The 21,869-nt window shown below is 64.1% G+C and carries 19 protein-coding genes; 4 read left to right on the top strand and 15 right to left on the bottom strand.

Annotated features, from left to right (window positions below; genetic code table 11):
- Positions 1-53: 53 nt before the first annotated feature.
- Both ABIB90_RS08765 and ABIB90_RS08760 read right to left on the bottom strand, forming a co-directional pair.
- On the bottom strand, positions 54-230 hold the full coding sequence (locus ABIB90_RS08765; protein WP_007590638.1) for a hypothetical protein: 177 nt from the start codon (positions 228-230) through the stop codon (positions 54-56).
- Positions 231-334: 104 nt separating this feature from the next.
- Entirely contained in the window at positions 335-2,071 is a 1,737-nt protein-coding gene (locus tag ABIB90_RS08760) for an adenylate/guanylate cyclase domain-containing protein (RefSeq protein ID WP_354170805.1), read from the bottom strand.
- Positions 2,072-2,396: 325 nt separating this feature from the next.
- Here ABIB90_RS08760 and ABIB90_RS08755 point away from each other — a divergent pair, with 325 nt between their 5' ends.
- Positions 2,397-4,586 (top strand): lytic transglycosylase domain-containing protein, encoded by a 2,190-nt coding sequence (locus ABIB90_RS08755; protein ID WP_354170803.1) that lies wholly within the window; start codon positions 2,397-2,399, stop codon positions 4,584-4,586.
- Between the two features lie 448 nt (positions 4,587-5,034).
- Here the strand turns inward: ABIB90_RS08755 and ABIB90_RS08750 are convergent, their stop codons facing one another.
- Entirely contained in the window at positions 5,035-5,223 is a 189-nt protein-coding gene (locus tag ABIB90_RS08750) for a hypothetical protein (protein WP_007590634.1), read from the bottom strand.
- A 729-nt stretch (positions 5,224-5,952) separates the two neighbouring features.
- Between ABIB90_RS08750 and ABIB90_RS08745 the strand changes: the two genes are divergently transcribed.
- The 3 genes from ABIB90_RS08745 to ABIB90_RS08735 all read left to right on the top strand — a co-directional run bounded on the left by ABIB90_RS08745 (position 5,953) and on the right by ABIB90_RS08735 (position 9,528).
- Entirely contained in the window at positions 5,953-8,388 is a 2,436-nt protein-coding gene (locus ABIB90_RS08745; protein ID WP_354170801.1) for a PAS domain S-box protein, read from the top strand.
- Positions 8,385-9,056, top strand: a complete 672-nt coding sequence (locus tag ABIB90_RS08740) for a response regulator transcription factor (RefSeq protein WP_007590631.1) — start codon at positions 8,385-8,387, stop codon at positions 9,054-9,056. The genes ABIB90_RS08745 and ABIB90_RS08740 overlap by 4 nt, the downstream gene beginning before the upstream one ends.
- An 85-nt stretch (positions 9,057-9,141) precedes the next feature.
- Positions 9,142-9,528, top strand: a complete 387-nt coding sequence (locus tag ABIB90_RS08735; protein ID WP_354170798.1) for a response regulator transcription factor — start codon at positions 9,142-9,144, stop codon at positions 9,526-9,528.
- Between the two features lie 32 nt (positions 9,529-9,560).
- Here ABIB90_RS08735 and ABIB90_RS08730 read toward each other — a convergent pair whose 3' ends face one another.
- From ABIB90_RS08730 to ABIB90_RS08675, 12 genes are all read right to left on the bottom strand, one after another.
- Complete coding sequence (locus ABIB90_RS08730) at positions 9,561-10,529, bottom strand: tripartite tricarboxylate transporter substrate binding protein BugD (protein WP_354170796.1); 969 nt, start codon at positions 10,527-10,529, stop codon at positions 9,561-9,563.
- 87 nt (positions 10,530-10,616) lie between these two features.
- Positions 10,617-11,858 carry a threonine synthase gene (locus ABIB90_RS08725; RefSeq protein WP_354170794.1) on the bottom strand — a complete coding sequence of 414 codons (1,242 nt, stop codon included), beginning with the start codon at positions 11,856-11,858 and terminating at the stop codon, positions 10,617-10,619.
- A 130-nt stretch (positions 11,859-11,988) separates the two neighbouring features.
- Positions 11,989-13,407, bottom strand: coding sequence for a dihydrolipoyl dehydrogenase (gene lpdA / locus ABIB90_RS08720; protein WP_007590627.1), 1,419 nt, complete (start codon positions 13,405-13,407; stop codon positions 11,989-11,991).
- A gap of 17 nt (positions 13,408-13,424) precedes the next feature.
- The gene (locus tag ABIB90_RS08715) at positions 13,425-13,652 is read right to left on the bottom strand and encodes a hypothetical protein (RefSeq protein ID WP_007590626.1); all 228 of its coding nucleotides are present in this window, start codon (positions 13,650-13,652) and stop codon (positions 13,425-13,427) included.
- 20 nt (positions 13,653-13,672) lie between these two features.
- The gene (locus ABIB90_RS08710; protein WP_354170791.1) at positions 13,673-15,016 is read right to left on the bottom strand and encodes a pyruvate dehydrogenase complex dihydrolipoamide acetyltransferase; all 1,344 of its coding nucleotides are present in this window, start codon (positions 15,014-15,016) and stop codon (positions 13,673-13,675) included.
- A 61-nt stretch (positions 15,017-15,077) separates the two neighbouring features.
- A complete protein-coding gene (locus ABIB90_RS08705) occupies positions 15,078-15,530 on the bottom strand; it encodes a nucleoside deaminase (RefSeq protein WP_354170789.1) in 453 nt (150 codons plus the stop codon).
- A 2-nt stretch (positions 15,531-15,532) separates the two neighbouring features.
- Positions 15,533-15,835: a DUF5076 domain-containing protein gene (locus ABIB90_RS08700; protein ID WP_007590623.1), complete on the bottom strand. Its 303-nt coding sequence runs from the start codon at positions 15,833-15,835 to the stop codon at positions 15,533-15,535.
- Between the two features lie 3 nt (positions 15,836-15,838).
- Positions 15,839-17,221: a pyruvate dehydrogenase complex E1 component subunit beta gene (locus tag ABIB90_RS08695; RefSeq protein ID WP_354170787.1), complete on the bottom strand. Its 1,383-nt coding sequence runs from the start codon at positions 17,219-17,221 to the stop codon at positions 15,839-15,841.
- Between the two features lie 29 nt (positions 17,222-17,250).
- Complete coding sequence (gene pdhA, locus ABIB90_RS08690; protein WP_007590620.1) at positions 17,251-18,273, bottom strand: pyruvate dehydrogenase (acetyl-transferring) E1 component subunit alpha; 1,023 nt, start codon at positions 18,271-18,273, stop codon at positions 17,251-17,253.
- 267 nt (positions 18,274-18,540) lie between these two features.
- Positions 18,541-20,058 (bottom strand): aldehyde dehydrogenase, encoded by a 1,518-nt coding sequence (gene adh / locus ABIB90_RS08685; RefSeq protein ID WP_354170784.1) that lies wholly within the window; start codon positions 20,056-20,058, stop codon positions 18,541-18,543.
- Positions 20,059-20,352: 294 nt separating this feature from the next.
- Positions 20,353-21,315, bottom strand: coding sequence for a helix-turn-helix domain-containing protein (locus tag ABIB90_RS08680; protein WP_354170782.1), 963 nt, complete (start codon positions 21,313-21,315; stop codon positions 20,353-20,355).
- A gap of 167 nt (positions 21,316-21,482) precedes the next feature.
- Positions 21,483-21,800 (bottom strand): FtsB family cell division protein, encoded by a 318-nt coding sequence (locus ABIB90_RS08675; protein ID WP_007590617.1) that lies wholly within the window; start codon positions 21,798-21,800, stop codon positions 21,483-21,485.
- Positions 21,801-21,869: the final 69 nt, after the last annotated feature.

Genomic DNA, 21,869 nt, shown 5'->3' with positions numbered 1-21,869 from the left:
CCCCGCTTCTGCATTGAGGATGCGCGCCAAGTGTTAAGAACGGATTGCCGGCGTCAGGCCGCAGCCTTGCTCGCGATGGCCTGCCGCATGTCCACGGCCAATTGGCGGTACTGCTCCGATAGCTTCAGATAAAACTCGCGCTTGGTGCTGTCGGTGGCCAGCCTGGCGATCAGCTCGCATTCGGCGGTGAGCGTCTCGAACCGTTCGAGCCTGTTCTCAAGTTCTGTCATCGGCGTGTCCCCGTCAAACGCCTCAAGGACATCAAACCTAAGCCCGGGAAATAGGTCACAGCGAACATCGTTATCGAGTAGAATCAATTTTTCCGCGCGGCCGGCTATTTCTGCTCCAACCGCCATGCGCCGTCCCAACCCTCGCCCGGCGGATTGGCCTCGAATTGCGCAATGCGGGCAAGCAGTGCGCGCGAGGGGCCGTCGCCGGGGACGGCTTCAAGTGCCGCGTTGAAGGCGGCACGGGCCTCGTCGAAGCGGCGGGCGCGATAGGCCGCGAGGCCTTCGGCGTAGTGCGAACGCAGACTCTCATGCGCGGCAGTCAGCGCGCCTGCCCGGCCCATCACCTCGAAAATCGTTTGCGGCACGCTTTGGCCGGCGACCGCAAGACGATCGACCTCGCGCAATTCGAGCTGTGAGCCGATCGCATCCGCCGTCGCCTGCGAGATCAGGATGCGGGTGCCATAGGTCTTGTTGACGGCTTCCAAGCGCGAGGCGAGGTTCACGGCATCGCCCATCACGGTGAAGCTCATCATCAACTCGGAGCCGATGCTGCCGGTCAAAACCTCGCCGGTGGCGATGCCGATGCGCAGATCGCACGGCACCGGCATGGCGCGGATGCCGAGGAGATCCGGGAGCTGCTTCTGGAGCGCGGGCACCTGGTCGGCCATGTCGAGCGCGGCGAAGCAGGCAAGCTGAGCCTGCTCCTCCTCCTCGATGAAGGGCGGCCCCCAATAGGACATGATGGCATCGCCGATGTATTTGTCGATGATGCCTCGGTTGCTCCTGATCGGACCGGACATGACGGTGAAATAGTGGTTCATCACCCTGACGAGACCGCGCGGGGTCATGCCCTCGCTCATCGAGGTGAAGCCGCTCATATCGCAGAACATGATGGTCATGACCCGGCGCTGGCCGTCGATGGCGACCTCCGGCCGGTCTATCAGGCCCTGAACCACCTTGGGATCGATATAGCGGCCGAAAGTCTCGCGGATGCGCTCGTTCTGGCGCAACTGCTCGACCATGCGGTTGAAGGCGGCAGCGAGCTCTCCGATCTCGTCCTGGGTCGAGACGCTGATAGTCTTGTCGAAATGGCCTGCCTCGACCTCGCGGGTGCCGGCCAGCAGCAGCCGGACCGGTCGCGTGATCCCGGTGGAGACCATGATCGCAAAGGCAAGTCCGACGATCGCCGCGAGGATGGTCACGATGCCCGAGACGATGATCGCCTGGCGCTGATGGCGGATGACCTGGGCGGTGCTCACGAACACCTGCGAGAGCATGTCGGCTCGGATCGCGTCGATCCGCTGGGTGAAGAGGTCGCGTAGCGCCTCCACATGGACGAGCACGTCGCGCGCGCCCGCAAAGTCCTTGTCATCGAGCAGCCGGAGCAGCTTGGCGTCCTCCTCGTCGAGTTCGCGGCGAAGCTCCTTGACTGCATTCTCGATGCGCGTCTCGATGCGGGCGAGTGCCGCGTTGTCCGACGGTGTGCTCTCATCGTTGATGATCGCGTTGATCAGCTTTCGCGCGGCTTCGGCCTCCTGCTCGACCTGGGCGTCCGTTTCCCTGAAGATCTTCAGCCGCGCCGCAAAGCCCTCCTCGTCCGGCGGCGTTTGCATTTTGGCGATCACCATGCGCCGCATCGCCAGCGCCCGCTCCAACGAACGCACATTGGACCGCGCCAGGTGGCCGTAAGCCGGAATATACCGGGCGGTCAGCTCATCCAGAAGATGGCCGACGCGGCTCGACATCACCATCGACAGGATCGCGGTGACGACCATCAGGATGATGAGGCCGAGCGCAATCCCGACGATCTTGCGCCGGATCGACTGGTTGAAAATCGGCATGGGCGCGGGACAATGGGCTGAAGGGGAAAGGCCTTGGAACCAATACAACGGATTTGCCGCCGGGAATACTCGCAATTTGGCCGCTTGTGGCGTCCTGAACCGCCGCAACCGTCGCGCGAGCCTTGTTCGTTAATGAAGGTTAAAGAAAACCCGCTCGACCCTCCGTTGCACAAGTTCCCTCGCTCCATCCGTATTTCGCCGCATTGTTGGAACAGCTTCAAGATGCGAAACGACGTCGTGTCACCATTTTTGACGCCGTTTTGATTCTCGAGCCGCATCTCGTCGCGGACTTTGGTTTGTACTGGTTTCGCAGGGGGACCACGGAATGAACCAGTGCCTACGCTCGCTCGCGTGTGTCGTTGCCGTGGCCGCTTTGGCCTTCATCCCTACCGAGCTGGCAGCGAAGAGCAGTCAGAAATCGTCCGCGCCGAAGAAGACGCATGAGGCGAAAGCCGGCAAGCAGCGCCACGCCTCCGCCAGCAAGGCGCGGCACGGCAAACGTGCCGAGGCCAAACGCAACTCGAAGAAGCAGGACGACGCGCCCTCGGACAATCCGGCAGCCCCGCCACTGACTGGCGATCTCGCCGCGCTGAAGGATGCCATCGATCTCGCGCGGAAGGGCAAGACCGAGGACGCGAGCGCGGCGCGCGACCGCATTGCTGACCCGGCGGGGCAGAAGCTCGCCGACTGGTTCATGCTGCGCCATTCCGAAAGCACGGCCAATTTCAAGCGCTACGCCGCCTTCCTCGCCGCCAATCCGGACTGGCCGAGCAGCGCGCTGCTCCGCCGCCGCGCCGAGGCGCGGCTGTGGCAGGAGAAGGCCGACGCGGCGACCGTGCACAAATTCACGATGGACCGGCCGACCAGCGCCAAGGGCAAGTTCGCACTCGCCCGCGTGCTGATGACCGAGGGCGACAGCGACCGGGCCGAGCGTCTGGTGCGCGATGCCTGGCGCACGGACGAATTGTCCGAACGCAGCGAGGAAGATTCCTACGAAGCGTTTCGCGATCTCCTGACCACCGAGGATCATCGTGCCCGCATGGACAAGCGCCTCGGCGCCAAGGACTACGCAGGTGCGCGGCGCGCAGCCAAGCGGCTCGGCGAGGATGCGCTCGCGATCGTCAAGGCCTGCGCCGCCGTCACCGGCAAGGCCAGCAAGGCCAAGGATTACCTCGAGGACGTCTCGGCCGAGGCGCGCCGCGACCTCGGCTATGTGCTGTGCCGCGCGCAATGGCATCTCCAGAATGACCGCATCGACGACGCGGCCGAGGTGATCCTGGCCGCCGCGCCCGATACGATGGCGGCGCAAGACACCGACGCCTGGTGGCGCGAGCGCCGCCTGCTCGCGCGAAAGCTGCTCGACCAGGGCAAGTTCAAAACCGCCTACGACGTGGTGCGCTCGGCGGCCGTGCCCGCGATGGAAGTCTATCGCGTCGACTATCACTTCATGTGCGGGTGGATCGCGCTGCGCTATCTCGATGATCCCAAGGCGGCGATGACGCATTTCGCCGCGATCGACGAAGGCTCGGCCAACCCGATCGCGCTGTCGCGCGCGCATTATTGGCGCGGTCGCGCGGCGGAGGCGATGAACGCAACCGCCGATGCGCGCCTGAGCTATCAGGCCGCGGCGCGCTATCCGACCGCCTATTACGGCCAGCTCGCCCGCGCCAGGCTCGGCCTCGACCGCATCGAACTGCGCGCGCCCTCGCCCGTGCTGGCAGCAGTCGACACGCCGCCCGCGGACGAGCGCGTGCGCGCCGCCGACATGCTCTACGGCGTCGGTGAGCGCGACATGGTGTTTTACTACGCCGAGGATTTCGCCAAGGAGAGCACCGACGTGGCGGCGCTCGAAGCCCTCGGCGAGCTCGCCGGCCGGCGCAACGATGCGCGCGTGATGCTGGAGGTCGGCAAGTCGGCGCTGGCGCGCGGGCTCGCACTCGATCACTACGCCTTCCCGACCATCGGCATCCCTGAACATAAGCAGGTCGCGCCCGCGATCGACCCCAGCGTGATCTATTCGGTGGCGCGCACCGAAAGCTCGTTCGACCAGCGCGACAAATCGGCCGCCAACGCAGTCGGGTTGATGCAGGTGACGCCGGAAGCGGGCCGCGACACCGCAAAGCGCTTCGGCCTGACCTATGACTGGGACAAGATGGTCTCCGATCCCGTCTACAACACGCAGATGGGCGCGGCCGAGCTCAGCGCGCTGATGTCGGAATACCGCGGCAATCAGATCATGACCTTCGCTGGCTATAATGCCGGCCGGGGCCGCGTGCGCGAATGGGTGCAGGCGCGCGGCGACCCCAGGGATCCCAAGGTCGATCCGGTCGACTGGGTCGAGCGCATCCCGCTGTCGGAGACGCGCAACTACGTCCAGCGCGTGATCGAGAACGTGCTGGTCTATCGTGCGAGGTTTGAGGCCAGCAGCGTCGTCGCGGCGAAGTCCGAGCAGCGCGTTACGACGCCGAACGTGGGCGCGATGCCGACGGCATCGGCCGCAGCCGCCGCGCCCTAGCTTCGCGACGCCGGGGCTGGACGCGGCGTGAAGCTGGATGCGGTGACTGCGACCGACCTCTCTGCGCGGGTCCGCATCGTTCGGCGAGCCGTCACCTCCTTCCGTGGTCAGAGGGTTCGTACGCGCGCAGAAATGCTTCCGTCAGCGAGCGCGAGAGCGCACCCGTCTGCAGTATCCAGTTCCAGCTCGACACCGTGATCGCTTCGAGCGAACTGCGGTAAGGCCAGAGCATTTCCACCGTCGTCTGCTGATATCGACGGTAGCAATCATAGTCGCAGTACCGCCGCTCAGCGGGCACATGGCGGACGTAACTCGCGCCCAACGGTTGCGCGCACGCGCTGCAGGTACCGCCGTGGCGAGGCCCTTCCTGATTGACGAGCATGAATCTCATAGCGATGCCCTCTCACCCGGACGGCAAATCCACCGCCCGTTTCGCTCTCCTATCCGCTCAAGACGCCGCTCGTGTGCGTCCTTCGATCAGCGGCGCAGCTTCGCCATGAAGCGCGTAACACTCGTAGCCGCAGTAGGGCAGCAGCGTCTTCGCATCGCGCAGATAGCCGCCGCTGATCTCCTCGCAGCACCACAGGCAGAACGTTTTGCGGAAAGGGGTCCTGCCGTTCACCAATATGAACCTCATGTGGCACCTCCGAGCGCAAAGCAGTAGACCGTGTCGACGGATCCGGTGACTGGTGCTTACGCCGCCTGAGACCGAAACAGCCATCGGCGATCGCGTTCGCGGCGCGCCCTGAAGCGATCGAGACATTTCCGGGAGCAAAGCGGCGCTCGCCAGGAATAATACCGGATCAGGCCGAACTTCCCGCTGCAGACGGCGCAGCTTTTTGCCGCGGAAGGGCGCTCGGAGTGTTCGGGCTTATCGCACATGATCTCTCCTCCTGGCCTCTGATGGGCGCCTCTGACGGTCGAGGATCCCCACGGGCGCTGATGCACAATCATCACGTTCGTCAACGAAATGCGGCTTCTCAATCGTGACCAGCCAGATCATCGGCAAGTCGGACGCCGGCGGAGGCGAAGCTCGCCTCTTGAGCGCACGACGCCGCGCTACTCGACGGTTCGTGCTTCGCGATCGACTTCACTGGATTGCCGGTGAGACTAGTCCGCATGCGACGGGCCGCTCAATTGTACGGAGGTAAATGCAGCGTATGACTAGGGTTGCGCGACCTATACATAGGTTTGTCCGGTAATTTTCCGGAGTTTCGTCTACCCGCAACGAGACGGCGCAACGGCGGCAAGCTGCACGGAGCCCGCGAATTCTCGACTCGGAATCCTGCTTTGGTCGGAGGGAATTGCCCCTCCTGTCGCAAAGTGCTCTACTCGCCCTGCCCCCAAGCGGGCCGGGACGCCTGCGATGATGCCTGGCCAGATCGCAAAATTAGGGAATTCGGCCGCGCAATTCCTGCTCGGCGGCCTTGCGGCGCTTCGATCTCTCGGCAATGCAGCGAAACACGGACCTGCGGCTGGAGAGGGCCGGCGGCAGGACAATGCCGACCTGCGCGACGCCGTGAAGCAATGGCGACAAGTGTTCGAGCACAATCCGGTCATGTATTTCATGGTCGATCCGGCCGGAACGGTGCTCAACGTGAATACGTTTGGCGCCGCGCAACTGGGCTACAGCGTGGCCGAACTGACCGGCCAATCTGTGCTGAACGTCTTTTTCGAAGAGGACCGCGATTTCGTTCGTCGCTGTGTCGGGCTGTGCCTGGAAACCGTGGATCAGTCGCACACCTGGGAGATTCGCAAGATCCGGAAGGACGGCTCGGTTCTCTGGGTCCGTGAGAACGCCAAGGCCATGCGGCGCGGCGACGGCACGCCGATCGTGCTGGTCGCCTGCGAAAACATCACCCAGCGCAAGGAGGCGGAGGATGCGCTGCGCCAGAGCGAGGCCTACCTTGCCCAAGCGCAGGAGTTGAGCCGCACCGGCAGCTTCGGCCTGAGCCTGGCAACCCGCGAGGCCGTCTGGTCCAGGGAGACCTTTCGCATCTTCCAACGTGACCCGCAGGTCAAACCGACGCTCGATTTTGTTTTCCAGCGCATCCATCCGGAAGATCGCAATGCGGTCAGCAAGACCCTTGATCGGGCCTTCCGTGACGTCGGCGATTTCGACCATGAATATCGTCTGCTGATGCCCGATGGATCCATCAAATATCTCCATTCCGTGGCACGCGCGGTGAGACATGGATCCGGCCACATCGAGTTTGTCGGAGCGGTCACTGACGTCACTACGGCAAAGGAAACCGAACAGCGACTGCGTCGCAGCGAAGCCTATCTAACCGAAGCCCAGCGCCTCAGCCATACGAGCAGCTGGGCCTGGGACGTGCGCCGTCAGGAATTCGCTTACCGATCGGCCGAACTCTATCGCCTGTTCGGATTTAACCCGGACCAGATTGATCTGTCGGCGCAGGCCTTCCAACAACGGATCCTCGCCGAAGACTTTAAGCGGATCGTCGATGTGGAACGTCAGGCAATCCGGCAAAAGCAGCCTTTCGAAGTTGATTTTCGGATTGTGCGTCCGGACGGTTCGGTACGACACGTCCATACGGAGGGGCATCCCGTCGTCGGCGGGGACGGCGATGTGACGGAGATCATCGGCACCCACGTCGATGTCACCGAGCAGTTTGCCGCAAGACAAGCGCTGCAAAACGCCTTTGACGAGCTCAAGCTGTCCGAGCAGCGATTTCGCGACTATGCCGAAACCGCCTCGGACTGGTTTTGGGAGAGCGGGCCGGACCACCGTATCACACGGATTTCGGAACATGCCGACACGGCCGGTCCCGTGCCCACGGGCGTGATCGGCCTCGCCCGTTGGGACATTCCGCCCGATGCCGAGCTCGAGCCCGAGAAGTGGGAGCGGCATCGCGCGACACTCGATGCCCACCTTCCGTTTCGCGACCTGGTCTACCGAAGCAAGGATCGCAACGGATCTCCGATCTACGTGCGCACCAGCGGCAAGCCCTTGCACGACGCGAACGGCAACTTTCTCGGCTATCGTGGCGTCAGCAGCGACGTGACGGCGGCGATCCGCGCCGAGCAGGCCGAAGAAGCACTGCGCAAGGCGCAAGCCGAGCTTGCTCACGTTACGCGTGTCACGATGCTCGGCGAACTCACGGCCTCGATCGCCCATGAGATCAATCAGCCTTTGGCCGCCGTGATCTCCAATGCGGATGCCTGCATCGGATGGCTCGACCGCGAACCGGCCGACCTGAATGCCGCGCGCCGTTCCGTGGAATGGATCGTCGAGGACGCTAATCGCGCCAGCGAGGTGATCCGCCGGATCAGAGCGCTTGCGAAGAAGACCGAGATCGAGATGGCTCCGGTCGACATGAACCAGCTCGTCAGGGAGACGGTGGCGCTCGTCCGCCGCGAGCTTGCCACCCATGCCGTGTCGATGCGAATGGAGCTGGCGTCCGCTCTACCCAGGGTTTGCGGCGACCGGATCCAGCTCCAGCAGGTGCTGATCAACCTGGTCATGAACGGGATTGAAGCCATGCACGCCAATGTGGAACGCCCGCGCGAACTTGCGATCCGCTCCAGCCAGGTGAGCGAGCACGGCGAAGGCCGCATGCTCCTGACCGTGACCGATCGCGGTGTCGGCCTCGGCAACGGCGCGACCGAGCGCATCTTCACACCTTTCTTCACGACAAAGCCGAGCGGCCTGGGGATGGGACTGTCGATCTGCCGATCGATCATCGAGGCTCATGCGGGCCGGCTCTCGGCCTTTCCCAATGACGGAAGCGGAGCAACATTCCAGATTGCCCTGCCCTTGCCGATCGAGGACACGTCGTGACCGACATTCCCAAGGCGGCGACGGTGCAGACGAGCTCCGACGATCCGATCGTCTTGATCGTCGACGACGATCCATCGATGCGCCGTGCGCTCACCAACCTCTTTCAATCCGTCGGCCTCAAGGTCCAGGCTTTCGGCTCCGCGGCGGAGATCATGGAAGCCAAGCCACCGGCGGTCCCCAGCTGCCTTGTGCTCGACATCCGCCTGCCGGGCTCAAGCGGCTTTGACCTGCAGTCGGACCTCGCGAAGGCGAACATTCACACGCCCATTATCTTCATCACCGGTCATGGTGATATTCCGATGACCGTCAGGGCCATGAAAAGCGGCGCCATCGATTTTTTGACCAAGCCGGTGCGCGACCAGGACATGCTGGATGCGGTTCGGGCCGCGATCGAACGGGATCGCAAGCGACGCAATGCCGAGGAGTCGGTCGCGGGAGTGCGGTCCCGCTTCGAGGGTTTGAGCGCGCGCCAGCGCGACATCCTCACTCTGGTGGCATCCGGCCTGATGAACAAGCAGGTCGCGGCCGAGCTTGGATTGGCCGAGATTACCGTCAAGATCTATCGTGGGCAGATCATGCGGAAAATGGGCGCCAAGTCGTTGGCCGATCTCGTCAGAATGGTGGAGGCGCTCGGAATCTCACGCCCGGGCGGAAAGGTGCAAACCTAAGTATGCTTTTCAAGCTCGCTCCAAGGGCTCACTTTCGCCAAGTGCGGCACCGTGATCGGCGGCTCCCCGATCAGGAGCGATCATCTTGTCAATCCCCTTGGCCATTTCCGTCATTGACGATGATCGATCAGTCCGCCTTGCGACCAATAATCTGCTGACGTCGCGGGGATACACGGTCAACATCTTTCGCTCCGCTGACGAATTTCTTCAATCGGCCGAACTGAAGACGACGTCCTGCGTGATCGCGGATGTGCAGATGTCGTTGATGGGCGGCCTTGAGCTCTTGACGCACATGCGCAGCCTCGGCCACCACACGCCCTTCATCTTCATGACGGCTTTTCCCGACGATGCCGTGCGCGACCGCGCGCTGAAAGCGGGCGCTATCTGCTTTCTCGCGAAGCCGTTCTCCACGCCCGCTCTGCTTGAATGTCTGCGGATGGCCCTGCCCAGCCCCGATCAAACCGAGACGTGATACGCCGGCGCCGAGCCCTGGCGACACGGCGCTCACTCCACCTTGATGTTCGCCGCCTTGATGATTGGCCACCACTTCGCGATCTCCGCCTTCTGGCGCGCGCCGAGGGCTTCGGGCGTGAGCTGATCCTGCGGTGTCATCTCCAACCCCTGGCTTTCGAGCTGCTTCTTCACGCCGGGATCGTTCAGCGCTTCCACGGCTGCGGCATTGAGTTTGGTGACGATCGCCTTCGGCGTGCCCTTGGGCACCCACATGCCGGACCAGAGCGTCATGTTGAAACCCTTCAGGCCCGCCTCCTCCGCCGTCGGGACGTCGGGCGCCGACGCGAGGCGTTTGTCATCGGTGACGGCATAGGCGCGGATGGTGCCGGCGCGGACCTGGTTGATGGAGTTCGAGGTCTGGTCGACGATGACGTCGATCTGGCCAGCGATGAGATCGTTCAGGGCGGGCGCGGTGCCGCGATACGGCACGTATTGCAGCTTGATGCCGCTGACGCTCTCGAAATAGACCCCGGCGATGTGGCTGCCCGAGCCGGCGCCGGCGGTGCCGGCGGTCGGCGGCGAAGGCCGCGACTTCAGCCAGTCCAGCAGCTCCTTCAGCGAGGTCGCGGGCACCGCGTTCTTGCTGACGACGATCATCGGATTGCTCGGCAGCAGCACCACCGGCTCGAGGTCCGCGACCAGGTCGTAATTGAGCTTGTAGACGGCGCCGTTGGCAACGTGGGTGCCGAGATGGCCGAACGAGATCGTGTAGCCGTCGGGGGCCGAATGCACGGCACGGCCGACGCCGATCGAGCCGCCCGCGCCAGTGACGTTCTCGATCACCAGCGGCTGGCCGAGCGCCGTTCGCATCCGCTCGGCAAGCACTCGTGCCATCGCATCCGACGGACCGCCGGCGGCGAAGGGCACGATGATCGTGATCGGACGCGAGGGATAGTCATCGGCGCGCGCGGCGCCTGCAACAGCGAGAATAGCAACCAGCGCAGCCCAGGCGGCCTTCATTGTTGTCTCCCCAGCAATGCCATTGTTGTTTTTGTCTCTTCCCGCGTACGGGAAGAGGGATCGTTCGTGAAGAGCCGAAATGCCGCGCTAGAACTGCGAATAGTCGATCGGCTTGTGGCGATCGAGCGTGCGGTTGACCGGCGGCAGCGGGTATTTCAGGCCGGTGGCGCAGTTGAACAGCATCACGCGGTCACCCTTCGAGACGCGGCCGTCGGCGAGGCTGTCCTTGTAGGCGGCGTAGGTCGCAGCACCTTCGGGGCAGAGCAACAGCCCCTCCTCGCGCGCGACCTCGTTCAGCGCGGCAGAGATCTTGTCGTCGTCGACTGCAATGGCAAAGCCCTTGCTCTCGCGCACCGCGCGCAAAATGAGAAAGTCGCCGATCGCCTGCGGCACGCGAATGCCTGACGCGATGGTGTGAGCGTCCTCCCAGCGCGTCGCATGCTCGGTGCCGGCCTCATAGGCGCGCACCATCGGCGCGCAGCCGGAGGCCTGCACCGCGACCATGCGCGGGCGCTTGCTGCCGATGAAGCCGATCTTCTCGAGCTCGTCGAAGGCCTTCCACATGCCGATCAGGCCGGTGCCGCCGCCGGTGGGATAGAAGATCACGTCGGGCACGTCCCAGCCGAGCTGCTCGGCGAGTTCAAGTCCCATCGTCTTCTTGCCTTCGATCCGGTACGGCTCCTTCAAGGTCGAGGTGTCGAACCAGCCAACTTTCGCCTTGCCCTCGCCGACGATCTTGCCGCAATCGTCGATATAGCCGTTGACGCGGTAGACGGTCGCGCCCTGAAGCTCGATCTCGCTGACGTTCACCTCAGGCGTATCGGCCGGGCAGAAGATCGTGGTCTTGATGCCACAGGAGGTCGCATAAGCCGCGAGCGCCGCGCCGGCATTGCCGTTGGTCGGCATCGCCATGTGCTTGATGCCGAGCGCCTTGCCCATCGACACCGCCATCACGAGGCCGCGCGCCTTGAACGAGCCGGTCGGCAGCCGCCCCTCGTCCTTGACGATGATCTCGCCGCCGCCGAGCTTCTTGCCGAGTTTGGGCAACCGGATCAGCGGCGTGGTGACTTCGCCGAGCGAGACGATGTCCTTGCATTTACGCACGGGCAGCAGCTCGCGGTAGCGCCACATGTCGGCGGGGCGGTGGCTAAGCGCCTCCTTGGTCAGCGCATTCTTCACACCGGCGAGGTCGTAGCGCACCAAAAGGGGCTTGCCGGCCTTGGAGAGGTTGTGGACCTGATCGGCAGCATAATGATCGCCTTCCATCGCGCATTCGAGATGGGTGACGAAGGTCGGGCGTTCGATGGTGAGATTGTCGTTGTCTTGCATGGGGTGATTTCCTTCTTGTTTTGCAGGCCCTACTGCTCGTCATTGCGAGCGTAGCGAAGCAATCCAGACTGCCGCTGCGGAAAGATTCTGGATTGCTTCGCTGCGCTCGCAATGACGGCGGCAGTGGTCGTCAAAGATTCAGCACCCGTCCATACGCATCCAGCACGGCTTCCTTCATCATCTCCGACAGCGTCGGATGCGGGAACACGGTGTGCATCAGCTCTTCTTCCGTGGTCTCCAGGTTCATGGCGACGACGTAGCCCTGGATCAGCTCGGTGACCTCCGCGCCGACCATATGGGCGCCGAGCAGCTGACCGGTCTTCTTGTCGAAGATGACCTTGACCATGCCCTGGTCCTCGCCGAGCGCGATCGCCTTGCCGTTGCCGACAAAGGGAAAGCGGCCGACGCGGATCTCGCGGCCGTTCTCCTTGGCCTTGGCTTCGGTGAGGCCGACCGAGGCGACCTGCGGGTTGCAATAGGTGCAGCCGGGGATCATCAGCTTGTCCATCGGATGCGGATGCAGGCCCTTGATGGCTTCGACGCAGATCACGCCCTCATGCTCGGCCTTGTGGGCCAGCATCGGGGGACCCGCGACGTCACCGATGGCATAGATGCCGGGAACGTTGGTCTTGCCGTAGCCGTCGATCACGATGCAGCCGCGCTCGGTTTTGACGCCGAGCTTTTCGAGGCCGAGATACTCGATATTGCCGACCACGCCGACGGCAGAGATCACGCGCTCGAACTCGGCGGTCTGCTTCGCCTTGCCGTCGTCGAGCGTCGCGACCACGCTGTCGCTCTTCTTTTCGAGCTTCGTCACACCCGTGTTGGTGAGGATCTTGATGCCCTGCTTCTCGAGGCGCTTGCGGGCAAGTCCGGCAATCTCCGCGTCCTCGACCGGCAGGATCTGCGGCAGCACCTCGACCACCGTGACATCCGACCCCATCGTCTTGAAGAACGATGCGAACTCGATCCCGATCGCACCCGAGCCCATCACCAGCAGCGATTTCGGCATCCGCTCCGGCACCATCGCTTCAAAGTAGGTCCAGATCAGCTTCTTGTCGGGCTCGAGTCCCGGCAGCACCCGCGGCCGCGCTCCGGTCGCGACGATGATGTGCTTGGCCTGATAAGCCCCCTCGCCGAGCGCGCCCTTGGGCCCCTCGACGTCGGACTTCTTTACCGTCACCTTGCCGGGCGCGTCGATCGAAGCCGCGCCCCAGATCACGCTCACCTTGTTCTTCTTCATGAGGAAGCCGACGCCGTCGTTCAGCCGCTTCGAGACGCCGCGCGAGCGCTGCACCACGGCCTTCGGATCGAACGAGACGTTATCGGCCGACAGGCCGTAATCCTTGGCGTGCTGCATGTAGTGGTAGATCTCGGCGGAGCGCAGCAGCGCTTTGGTCGGGATGCAGCCCCAGTTCAGGCAGATGCCGCCGAGATAGGATTTCTCGACAATCGCGACCTTGAAGCCGAGCTGGGCGGCCCGGATCGCGGTGACATAGCCGCCGGGACCGGAGCCGATGATGATGATGTCGAAGGATGTATCGGCCATGGCGGCTCCCGTTCAACTCAAGAGGTGCCGCGGGCGCGGCGCCTGGAAATCAAAACCCTGACCAGCCATTCGAGCAGGATCGCGCCGGCCATGATAGCCAACGCGATCATAATGACCGCCTGGCCGATGCTCCGTGCCAGCTGCTCGCCGGCAAAGAACGCGGAATGCAGAATATCGAGCCCGACCGGATTGAGTGCAACCACAGCCGAGAGCAACAAGGAGATCCAGGGCCAACGCGTCCGCACTCACCCCGCGCCTCCCCGGATCACACCATCATCATCACAGGATTTTCGATCAGCTGCTTGAACGCGCCGATCAGCTCAGCGCCGAGCGCGCCGTCGATGGCGCGGTGATCGCACGACAATGTCACGCTCATCATGTTCGCGATCTCGATCTTGCCGCCGCGGACCACAGGCCGCTCCTCGCTGGTGCCGACCGCGAGGATGGTCGCATGCGGCGGGTTGATCACGGCGGTGAAGTGGCTGATGCCGAACATGCCGAGGTTCGAGACGGCCGTCGTGCCGCCCTGGTATTCTTCGGGCTTCAGCTTGCGCGAGCGGGCGCGGGTCGCAAAATCTTTCATCTCGTTGGAGATGGTCGACAGCGTCTTGGTCTCGGCCTTGCGGATGATCGGCGTGATCAGGCCGCCGGGCATCGCCACCGCGACGCCGACATCGGAATGATGGTGCTTGACCATGCCGCTTTCGGTCCAGCTCACATTGCAATTCGGGATCTTCTGCAGCGCCACCGCCATCGCCTTGATGACGAAGTCGTTGACCGAGATCTTGTAGAGCGGCTTCTTCTCCTTGTCCTTGGGAGCAGCCGCATTGATCTCCTCGCGCGCGGCGAGCAGCTTGCCGATGTCGCAGTCGATGGTGAGATAGAAGTGCGGGACGTTCTGGATCGACGCGGTCAGACGCTGCGCGATCGTGCGGCGCATGCCGTCATGCGGCACGACGTCGTAGGAGCCGGGTTCGAACAGCGACAGGATCTGCTTGTCCGACATGGTCGGCGCGGTCGAGGGCGCGCCTGACGGCGCCGCCACCGGTGCCTTCAGGCCCTTGCCGGACTTGGCCTGCTCGACGTCGCGTGCCACCACGCGGCCGTGCGGGCCGGTGCCGGTCACCATCGCAACATCGACGCCAGCTTCCTTGGCGAGCCGGCGCGCCAGCGGCGAGGAGAACACGCGGCCGGCATGGCCGTTGCTCTGCGCAGCCGGTGCTGCGGCCTGCGGTGCAGGTGCGGCGGCGGGCGCTGGCGCGGCCTTGGGCGCGGCAGGCGCCGGCGCAGCAGCAGGAGCTTCAGCCGCTTTCGGAGGTGCGGCCGAAGCACTGGGCTTGGCGGCACCTGCCGCCTTCACGTCCTCACCCTCGCCGGCCAGCACCGCGATCACGTCGTTGACCGGGACGTCCTGCGTGCCCTCGGGCACGAGGATCTTGGCGATCGTGCCCTCGTCGATGGCTTCGACCTCCATGGTCGCCTTGTCGGTCTCGATCTCGGCGATGACGTCGCCGGATTTGACCTTGTCGCCTTCCTTCTTCAGCCACTTGGCGAGGTTGCCCTTCTCCATCGTCGGCGAAAGAGCGGGCATCAGGATGTTGATGGGCATGCTGACCTCAAGAAGAACTTTGCAAAAATCCGCCTCCGGACCGGAGACGAACAGACCAGGTTTAGTTGCCGATGTCGCCCTGCCAGAGGCGCTCATTGGCAGGGATGGAACGCCAGTTCTTCATCATGGTGATGGAGCGGTCGTCCGCAAGGTCGATCCACGGGATGCCGAACTTGTCGAGAATGTCCTTGGAGCCCTCGAAGGTGACGGACTCTCCGATCACCACGAGCTTGACCTTGAACAGCGCGAGCGCACCGGCACACATCGCGCATGGCGACAGCGTGGTGTACATGACGGTATCGTGGAACGAAATCGCACCCGCCTCGCGCAGGCAACTCATCTCGCCGTGCAGGATCGGATTGTTCTCCTGCACGCGGTTGTTGTGGCCGCGGGCAATGACCTTGCTGTCGCGGGTCAGCACGGCGCCGATCGGCAGGCCGCCTTGCGCGATCGAGGCTTCCGCCTCGCGGATCGCCTCCAGCATGAAATCGAAATGATAGGATTCGATCGCCACGGTCAGTGCCCCTTCCCGCGCGGCGTCGTGGTGCCGGTGTCGGTGGGACGCTCGATCTCGGCCTGGAACATCTCGATGATCCGGTTCAGCGCGTCCTCCTCGGTGTATTCGCTCTCGCGCGCATAGGCGCGCGCGGCGTGACGGGCGAGATCGACGAGCAGCAGGCCCCACATGTCGGGTTCGTCGAAAGCCCGCTGGAATGCCATCGACAGCCCGCCGTCCAGCACGAACACGCGCAGGATCTCGACCGCATCATCGCGGACAAGGACGTCGGGTGGTAGTGGCTGCTCCTTCGGACCCGCCATGGTCTACCTGTAGCAGACGGCTTTGGCGGCCTCGACCACTTCGGCAGCCGAAGGCAGCGCGAGCTTTTCCAGGTTCGCGGCATAGGGCATCGGCACGTCCTTGCCGGAGACGCGGGCTACAGGCGCATCCAGATAGTCGAAGGCATGCTCCATGATCCGCGCGGCGATCTCGGCGCCGACACCGCTCTGGGCCCAGCCCTCTTCCACCGTGACGGCACGTCCCGTCTTCTTGACCGAGTTGACGATCGTCTCGGTGTCCATCGGGCGCAGCGTGCGCAGATCGATCACTTCGGCCTCGATGCCGTCCTTGGCGAGTTCGTCGGCGGCCTTCAGCGCGTAGCTCATGCCGTTCGACCACGAGATGATCGTGACATGGCTGCCGGAGCGCACGATGCGCGCCTTGCCGATCGGAATCACGAAATCGTCGAGCTTCGGCACCTCGCCAGTGTGACCGTAGAGCATCTCGTTCTCGAGGAAGATCACCGGGTTGGGATCGCGGATCGCAGCCTTGAGCAGGCCCTTGTAATCAGCGGCCGAGAACGGCGCGACGACCTTGAGGCCCGGGACATTGGAATACCAGGACGAATAATCCTGGCTGTGCTGGGCGGCCACGCGGGAAGCGGCGCCGTTAGGCCCGCGGAACACGATCGAGCAGCCCATCTGGCCGCCGGACATATAAAGCGTCTTTGCCGCGGAGTTGATGATCTGGTCGATTGCCTGCATGGCAAAGTTGAAGGTCATGAACTCGACGATCGGCTTCAACCCGCTCATCGCGGCGCCGACCCCAATGCCGGCAAAGCCGTGCTCGGTGATCGGCGTGTCGATCACGCGCTTGGCGCCGAATTCCTGAAGCAGCCCTTGCGTCACCTTGTAGGCGCCTTGGTATTCGGCGACCTCTTCGCCCATCACGAAGACGTCGGCGTCGCGGCGCATCTCTTCGGCCATGGCATCGCGCAGGGCTTCACGGATGGTCTGCGTCACCATCTCGGTGCCGGCAGGCACTTCCGGGTCGGGCTCTGCGACGGCCTGCGGTGCCGGCGCAGCCTTGGGAGCTGGCGCTTCGGCTTTTGCAGCGGCGGGCGCTGCGGATTCGGCAGCCTTCTGCTGCGGAGCGGGCGCCTTGGCGAGATCGGCGGCACTCTCGCCATCGGCGAGAATCGTCGCAATCGGCGTGTTCACGGCAACGTCGGCTGTGCCCTCGGGGATCAGGATCTTGCCGAGCGTACCTTCATCGGTCGCCTCGACCTCCATGGTCGCCTTGTCTGTCTCGATCTCGGCGATGACGTCGCCGGACTTGATCGTCTCACCCTCTTTTTTCAGCCATTTGGAGAGGTTGCCCTTCTCCATCGTGGGCGACAACGCGGGCATCAGCACTTGAATTGGCATATCGACTCCAAGAGAAAGCTTGCGCGCGTTTAGCGGTAAATATCGGTCCAGAGCTCGGCGGCATCCGGCTCGGGATCATGCTGGGCGAAATCGGCGGACGCGTTGACGATGTCGCGCACCTCGGCGTCGATCGCCTTCAGATCCTGCTCGCTGACCTTGGCGGCCAATAGGCGGTTGCGCACCTGCTCGATCGGATCCTGGTCGTGGCGGACTTTCTCGACCTCCTCGCGCGTTCTGTACTTTGCGGGATCGGACATCGAGTGGCCGCGATAACGGTAGGTCTGCATCTCCAGGATGAAGGGTCCCTTGCCGGCGCGGCACCAGGCCGCAGCTTCGTCGCCGGCGGCCTTGACGGCACGGACGTCCATGCCGTCGACCTGCTGGCCGGGAATGTTGAAGGAGGCGCCGCGCTTGGAGAAATCCTGCTGCGCCGAGGCGCGCGAGACCGAAGTGCCCATGGCGTAGCGGTTGTTCTCGATGACGTAGATCACCGGCAGCTTCCAGAGCTCCGCCATGTTGAAGCTCTCATAGACCTGGCCCTGGTTGGCCGCACCGTCGCCGAAATAGGTGACGCTGACATTGTCGTTGTCGCGATAGTGATTGGCGAAAGCGAGCCCGGTGCCGAGCGAGACCTGGGCGCCGACGATGCCGTGGCCGCCGTAAAAGTGCTTCTCCTTGCTGAACATGTGCATGGAGCCGCCCTTGCCCTTGGAATAGCCGCCGCGACGGCCCGTGAGCTCGGCCATGACGCCGTTGGCCTCCATGCCGGTGGCGAGCATATGGCCGTGATCGCGATAGCCGGTGATGACCTGATCGCCCGGCTTCAGGGCCATCTGCATCCCGACCACCACGGCCTCCTGGCCGATATAAAGGTGGCAGAAGCCGCCGATCGCGCCCATGCCGTAGAGCTGGCCGGCCTTTTCCTCGAACCGCCGGATCAGGAGCATGTCGCGGAGCGCCTTGAGCTCCTGCTCTCTGGTGAATTCCGGGGGCGAACCGCCGTCGGTCTTGTCCTGTGCAGTGCTTGCGGCGGCTTTCTTGGGTGCGGCCATGGGAATTCCGGGTCAGAGAAAACTTCAGCCCTCTCTAACCCAAGTCAAACGCCCTTGGAAAGCACCGCGGCGGCATGGCACGACTTTCATTATGCCGCACTGCAACGTGATCGTAATATTGCAAAATCTTTGACGCGGATCGGGCAACAAATCGACACGGTCGCCGCACGCGCAGATTCGTGGCCGCGTCATGCAACCTTGAGCCAACGCGGTCCCGACATTTGGAACGGGCGGCGCAGAACAGCGCCGCCCTCTCCGCCCGCCCGATCAGAAGAAGCCGAGCTTCTTGGGGCTGTAGCTGACCAGCAGGTTCTTGGTCTGCTGGTAGTGATCGAGCATCATCTTGTGGGTCTCGCGCCCGACGCCCGACTGCTTGTAGCCGCCGAAGGCCGCATGCGCGGGGTAGGCATGGTAGCAGTTGGTCCAGACCCGGCCGGCCTGGATCGCCCGGCCGAAGCGATAGCAGCGGTTGGCGTCGCGGCTCCAGACGCCGGCCCCCAGGCCATAGGGCGTGTCGTTGGCGATCTCGAGCGCCTCTTCGTCGCTCTTGAAGGTCGTGACCGAAACGACGGGGCCGAAGATCTCCTCCTGGAAGACGCGCATCTTGTTGTGGCCCTCGAACACGGTCGGCTGGACGTAGAAGCCGCCGGCGAGATCGCCGCCGAGCTCGGCGCGTCCGCCGCCGGCCAGCACCTTTGCTCCCTCCTGCTTGCCGATGTCGATGTAGGAGAGGATTTTTGCGAGCTGCTCGCCCGACGCCTGCGCGCCGATCATGGTGTCGGCCGCGCGCGGGTCGCCCTGCTTGATCGCGGCGACGCGCTTCAGCCCCCGCTCCATGAAGCGGTCATAGATATCGGCATGGACCAGCGCCCGGCTCGGACAGGTGCAGACCTCGCCCTGGTTCAACGCGAACATGACGAACCCTTCGATCGCCTTGTCGAAGAAGTCGTCGTCTTCGGCCGTGACGTCGCTGAAGAAGATGTTGGGTGACTTGCCGCCGAGCTCGAGCGTGACGGGAATGAGGTTCTGGCTGGCATATTGCATGATCAGCCGGCCCGTCGTGGTCTCGCCGGTGAAGGCGATCTTGGCGATGCGCGGGCTGGACGCGAGCGGCTTGCCGGCTTCCAGACCAAAGCCGTTGACGATGTTGAGAACACCGGGCGGCAGAATGTCGCCGATGATCTCGGCCCAGACCATGATCGAGGCCGGGGTCTGCTCGGCCGGCTTGAGCACAACGCAATTGCCGGCGGCGAGCGCGGGCGCGAGCTTCCAGCAGGCCATCAGCAGTGGGAAGTTCCAGGGAATGATCTGGCCGACCACGCCGAGCGGTTCGTGGAAATGATAGGCGACGGTGTCGTGATCGATCTCGGAGAGACTGCCTTCCTGGGCGCGGATGGCGCCGGCGAAATAACGGAAGTGGTCGATCGCCAGCGGCAGGTCGGCGGCGCGGGTCTCGCGGATCGGCTTGCCGTTGTCCCAGGTCTCGGCGATGGCGAGACGCTCGAGATTGTCTTCCATGCGGTCGGCAATCCGGTTCAGCATCGCGGCGCGCTCGGCGACGCTGGTGCGGCCCCAGGCGGCCTTCGCGGCATGCGCAGCGTCGAGGGCTGCTTCGACGTCCTGCGCGTCGGAGCGCGCGATCTTGCAGACGATCTGGCCCGTCACCGGCGAGGCGTTGTCGAAATACTTGCCGGAGATCGGCGCGACGAATTTGCCGCCGATGAAATTGTCGTAGCGTTCGGCGAAGGGAATTTTGGTGACGCTGAGGAATTCTACCTTGTTCATTGATCACTCCCGATGTTTGCTGTTTGCGCAATTCGTCGCGTGGTCGCGACTTGCACCGACGATGTCGCGGGAGGCGTCTTCTGTCAGCCCTGATAGGAGCGATGGAGGAGCCGACCTGTCGCAGTTCTGCGACAGGTGACGAGGCTGCACGTCATGCCGCTGCACATGCTGACCTCATCCTGAGGAGCGCGCTCGTGCGCGCGTCTCGAAGGATGGCTGGAGGTGACAGCAGGGCCTCTTGTGGTTCGCGACGACCGCTTCGCGGTCTCCTCACCATGAATATCTACCAGCAGCTCAATGCGCGTTCAGCTCGAACCGCTTGAGTTTTCTGTGCAGCGTGGCGCGGCTGACGCCGAGGGCCTTGGCGGCCGCCGAGACATTGCCGCCGGCGCGGAGCAGAGCCCGCTGCAACACCGCGCGTTGACCGCCAGCAAGATGGTCGCGCGCGGTGTCGCCGCCGAGGAGATCGGCCGCAGGCACTGGTCGCAACGCCCGGCACGGCGCGAGCCCCAGTCCTGCCCGGGCAGTCCTGGTCGCGCCGATCACGAGATCGTCCGCATCGACCGCAACGAGGCCGCCGCACTGGCCGTCCGCAGCTTGCGTCAGTACGATGCGGGCATGGGCGAAGGCCCTGCGAAACAAATCGGCCTCGATACGCTTGGCCGCCTCACCGGCCGCGAGCGCGATCAGACTGGAAAACACGTCAGTGCGGTCGGCGCGGCAGGAGGAGACGTCGAGCACGCCCGCGAACGCAGCCTCATGGTCGTAGATCGGAACGGCAGTGCAGCTCAGAAGCGTGTTTCGGGTAAAGAAATGCTGGTCGCGGTCGATCGTCAGCGGTCGTTGCTCGACGAGGCAGGTACCGATGCCGTTGGTGCCCTCATGCTCCTCGCTCCAAAGCGCGCCGGTCCAGAGGCCCCAGGACTGAAATGTCGCATCGTCCGCCGGGGTGCCGCGGCGATCGACCGGCACGCCCTCGCCGTCGGCGAGAAGCACGCAGCAGCCGCTGGCGCCGACCGCCTGGTAGAGCCGGTCCATTGCACCTCGCGCAGCGGCGAGCAGCGGCGCGACGCGTTCGCGCGCGCGGTGCAGCTCGGCTTCACTCAGCCGGTTCGGTGAGCTGCGGCCGGCGGGATCGAGACGATGCAATCTGGACGAACGGCGCCACGAGGCCACGAGCGACGAGCGTGCCGCCTGGCCTGACGTAATGGCGGCCTCGACGCGGGCCGCGTGATGCCGGGGGGATTGCCCATTCATCACTGTTTCCTCCGAGTGGCAATCTAGAGCGTGCCGGCACGGCCCGGTTGATCTGCGTCAACCCTGGCCATGGCGCTGGGAGCCATGAGCCCTTTGCGGCGCTGCCGTCAAGGCGGCAGTCCGGTTCCAGGCTTCAACTTGGAAGCCTTCAACTTTAGGAAGAGTGGTTAGTTCGCCGGGATCGTCCGGACGAGATCGCGCGGATTGACGTAGTCGAGCTGGAAGCGCGCCCGCTCGTCCAGCATGTCGGGGTCGATCTTCGCGGAGCGCAGCAGCGAAACGCGCTGCTCGCTCCTGGCGCGCTCGCGCTTGAGCTGAGCCAGCTCGCTGGTCAGCGCCACGATCTCCTGGTCGAGCTCCTGACGGGCGTTGAGGCCGTATTTGCCGGTATAGGCGTTGACCCCGAAATAACCGACGATGGCGGCCGCCATCGCATAGAGGGCAAGACCGGTCAGGATCGATTTCAGGCGCGCGCGGGAGACCATCTTGGGAAGATGGGACAGGTTGGTTAAGGGCGTGCTAATTTCCGTCCGCTGGCCCCGCGCGCGACGCTA

This window comes from Bradyrhizobium sp. JR4.1, from assembly GCF_040548605.1.
GTDB classification, from domain to species: domain Bacteria; phylum Pseudomonadota; class Alphaproteobacteria; order Rhizobiales; family Xanthobacteraceae; genus Bradyrhizobium; species Bradyrhizobium canariense.
Note: the sequence above shows the minus strand (reverse complement) of the source record. Positions and strands in the feature narration are given on the sequence as shown.

Excerpts from the sequence above, each read along its gene's own strand:
- ABIB90_RS08675 (WP_007590617.1), bottom strand. The coding sequence starts at position 21,800 with ATGGTCTCCCGCGCGCGCCTGAAATCGATCCTGACCGGTCTTGCCCTC.
- adh (WP_354170784.1), bottom strand. The coding sequence starts at position 20,058 with ATGAACAAGGTAGAATTCCTCAGCGTCACCAAAATTCCCTTCGCCGAA.
- ABIB90_RS08755 (WP_354170803.1), top strand. The coding sequence starts at position 2,397 with ATGAACCAGTGCCTACGCTCGCTCGCGTGTGTCGTTGCCGTGGCCGCT.
- ABIB90_RS08760 (WP_354170805.1), bottom strand. The coding sequence starts at position 2,071 with ATGCCGATTTTCAACCAGTCGATCCGGCGCAAGATCGTCGGGATTGCG.
- ABIB90_RS08700 (WP_007590623.1), bottom strand. The coding sequence starts at position 15,835 with ATGGCGGGTCCGAAGGAGCAGCCACTACCACCCGACGTCCTTGTCCGC.
- ABIB90_RS08695 (WP_354170787.1), bottom strand. The coding sequence starts at position 17,221 with ATGCCAATTCAAGTGCTGATGCCCGCGTTGTCGCCCACGATGGAGAAG.
- ABIB90_RS08765 (WP_007590638.1), bottom strand. The coding sequence starts at position 230 with ATGACAGAACTTGAGAACAGGCTCGAACGGTTCGAGACGCTCACCGCC.
- ABIB90_RS08750 (WP_007590634.1), bottom strand. The coding sequence starts at position 5,223 with ATGAGGTTCATATTGGTGAACGGCAGGACCCCTTTCCGCAAAACGTTC.
- ABIB90_RS08710 (WP_354170791.1), bottom strand. The coding sequence starts at position 15,016 with ATGCCCATCAACATCCTGATGCCCGCTCTTTCGCCGACGATGGAGAAG.
- ABIB90_RS08745 (WP_354170801.1), top strand. The coding sequence starts at position 5,953 with ATGATGCCTGGCCAGATCGCAAAATTAGGGAATTCGGCCGCGCAATTC.
- pdhA (WP_007590620.1), bottom strand. The coding sequence starts at position 18,273 with ATGGCCGCACCCAAGAAAGCCGCCGCAAGCACTGCACAGGACAAGACC.
- ABIB90_RS08730 (WP_354170796.1), bottom strand. The coding sequence starts at position 10,529 with ATGAAGGCCGCCTGGGCTGCGCTGGTTGCTATTCTCGCTGTTGCAGGC.
- ABIB90_RS08680 (WP_354170782.1), bottom strand. The coding sequence starts at position 21,315 with ATGAATGGGCAATCCCCCCGGCATCACGCGGCCCGCGTCGAGGCCGCC.
- lpdA (WP_007590627.1), bottom strand. The coding sequence starts at position 13,407 with ATGGCCGATACATCCTTCGACATCATCATCATCGGCTCCGGTCCCGGC.
- ABIB90_RS08725 (WP_354170794.1), bottom strand. The coding sequence starts at position 11,858 with ATGCAAGACAACGACAATCTCACCATCGAACGCCCGACCTTCGTCACC.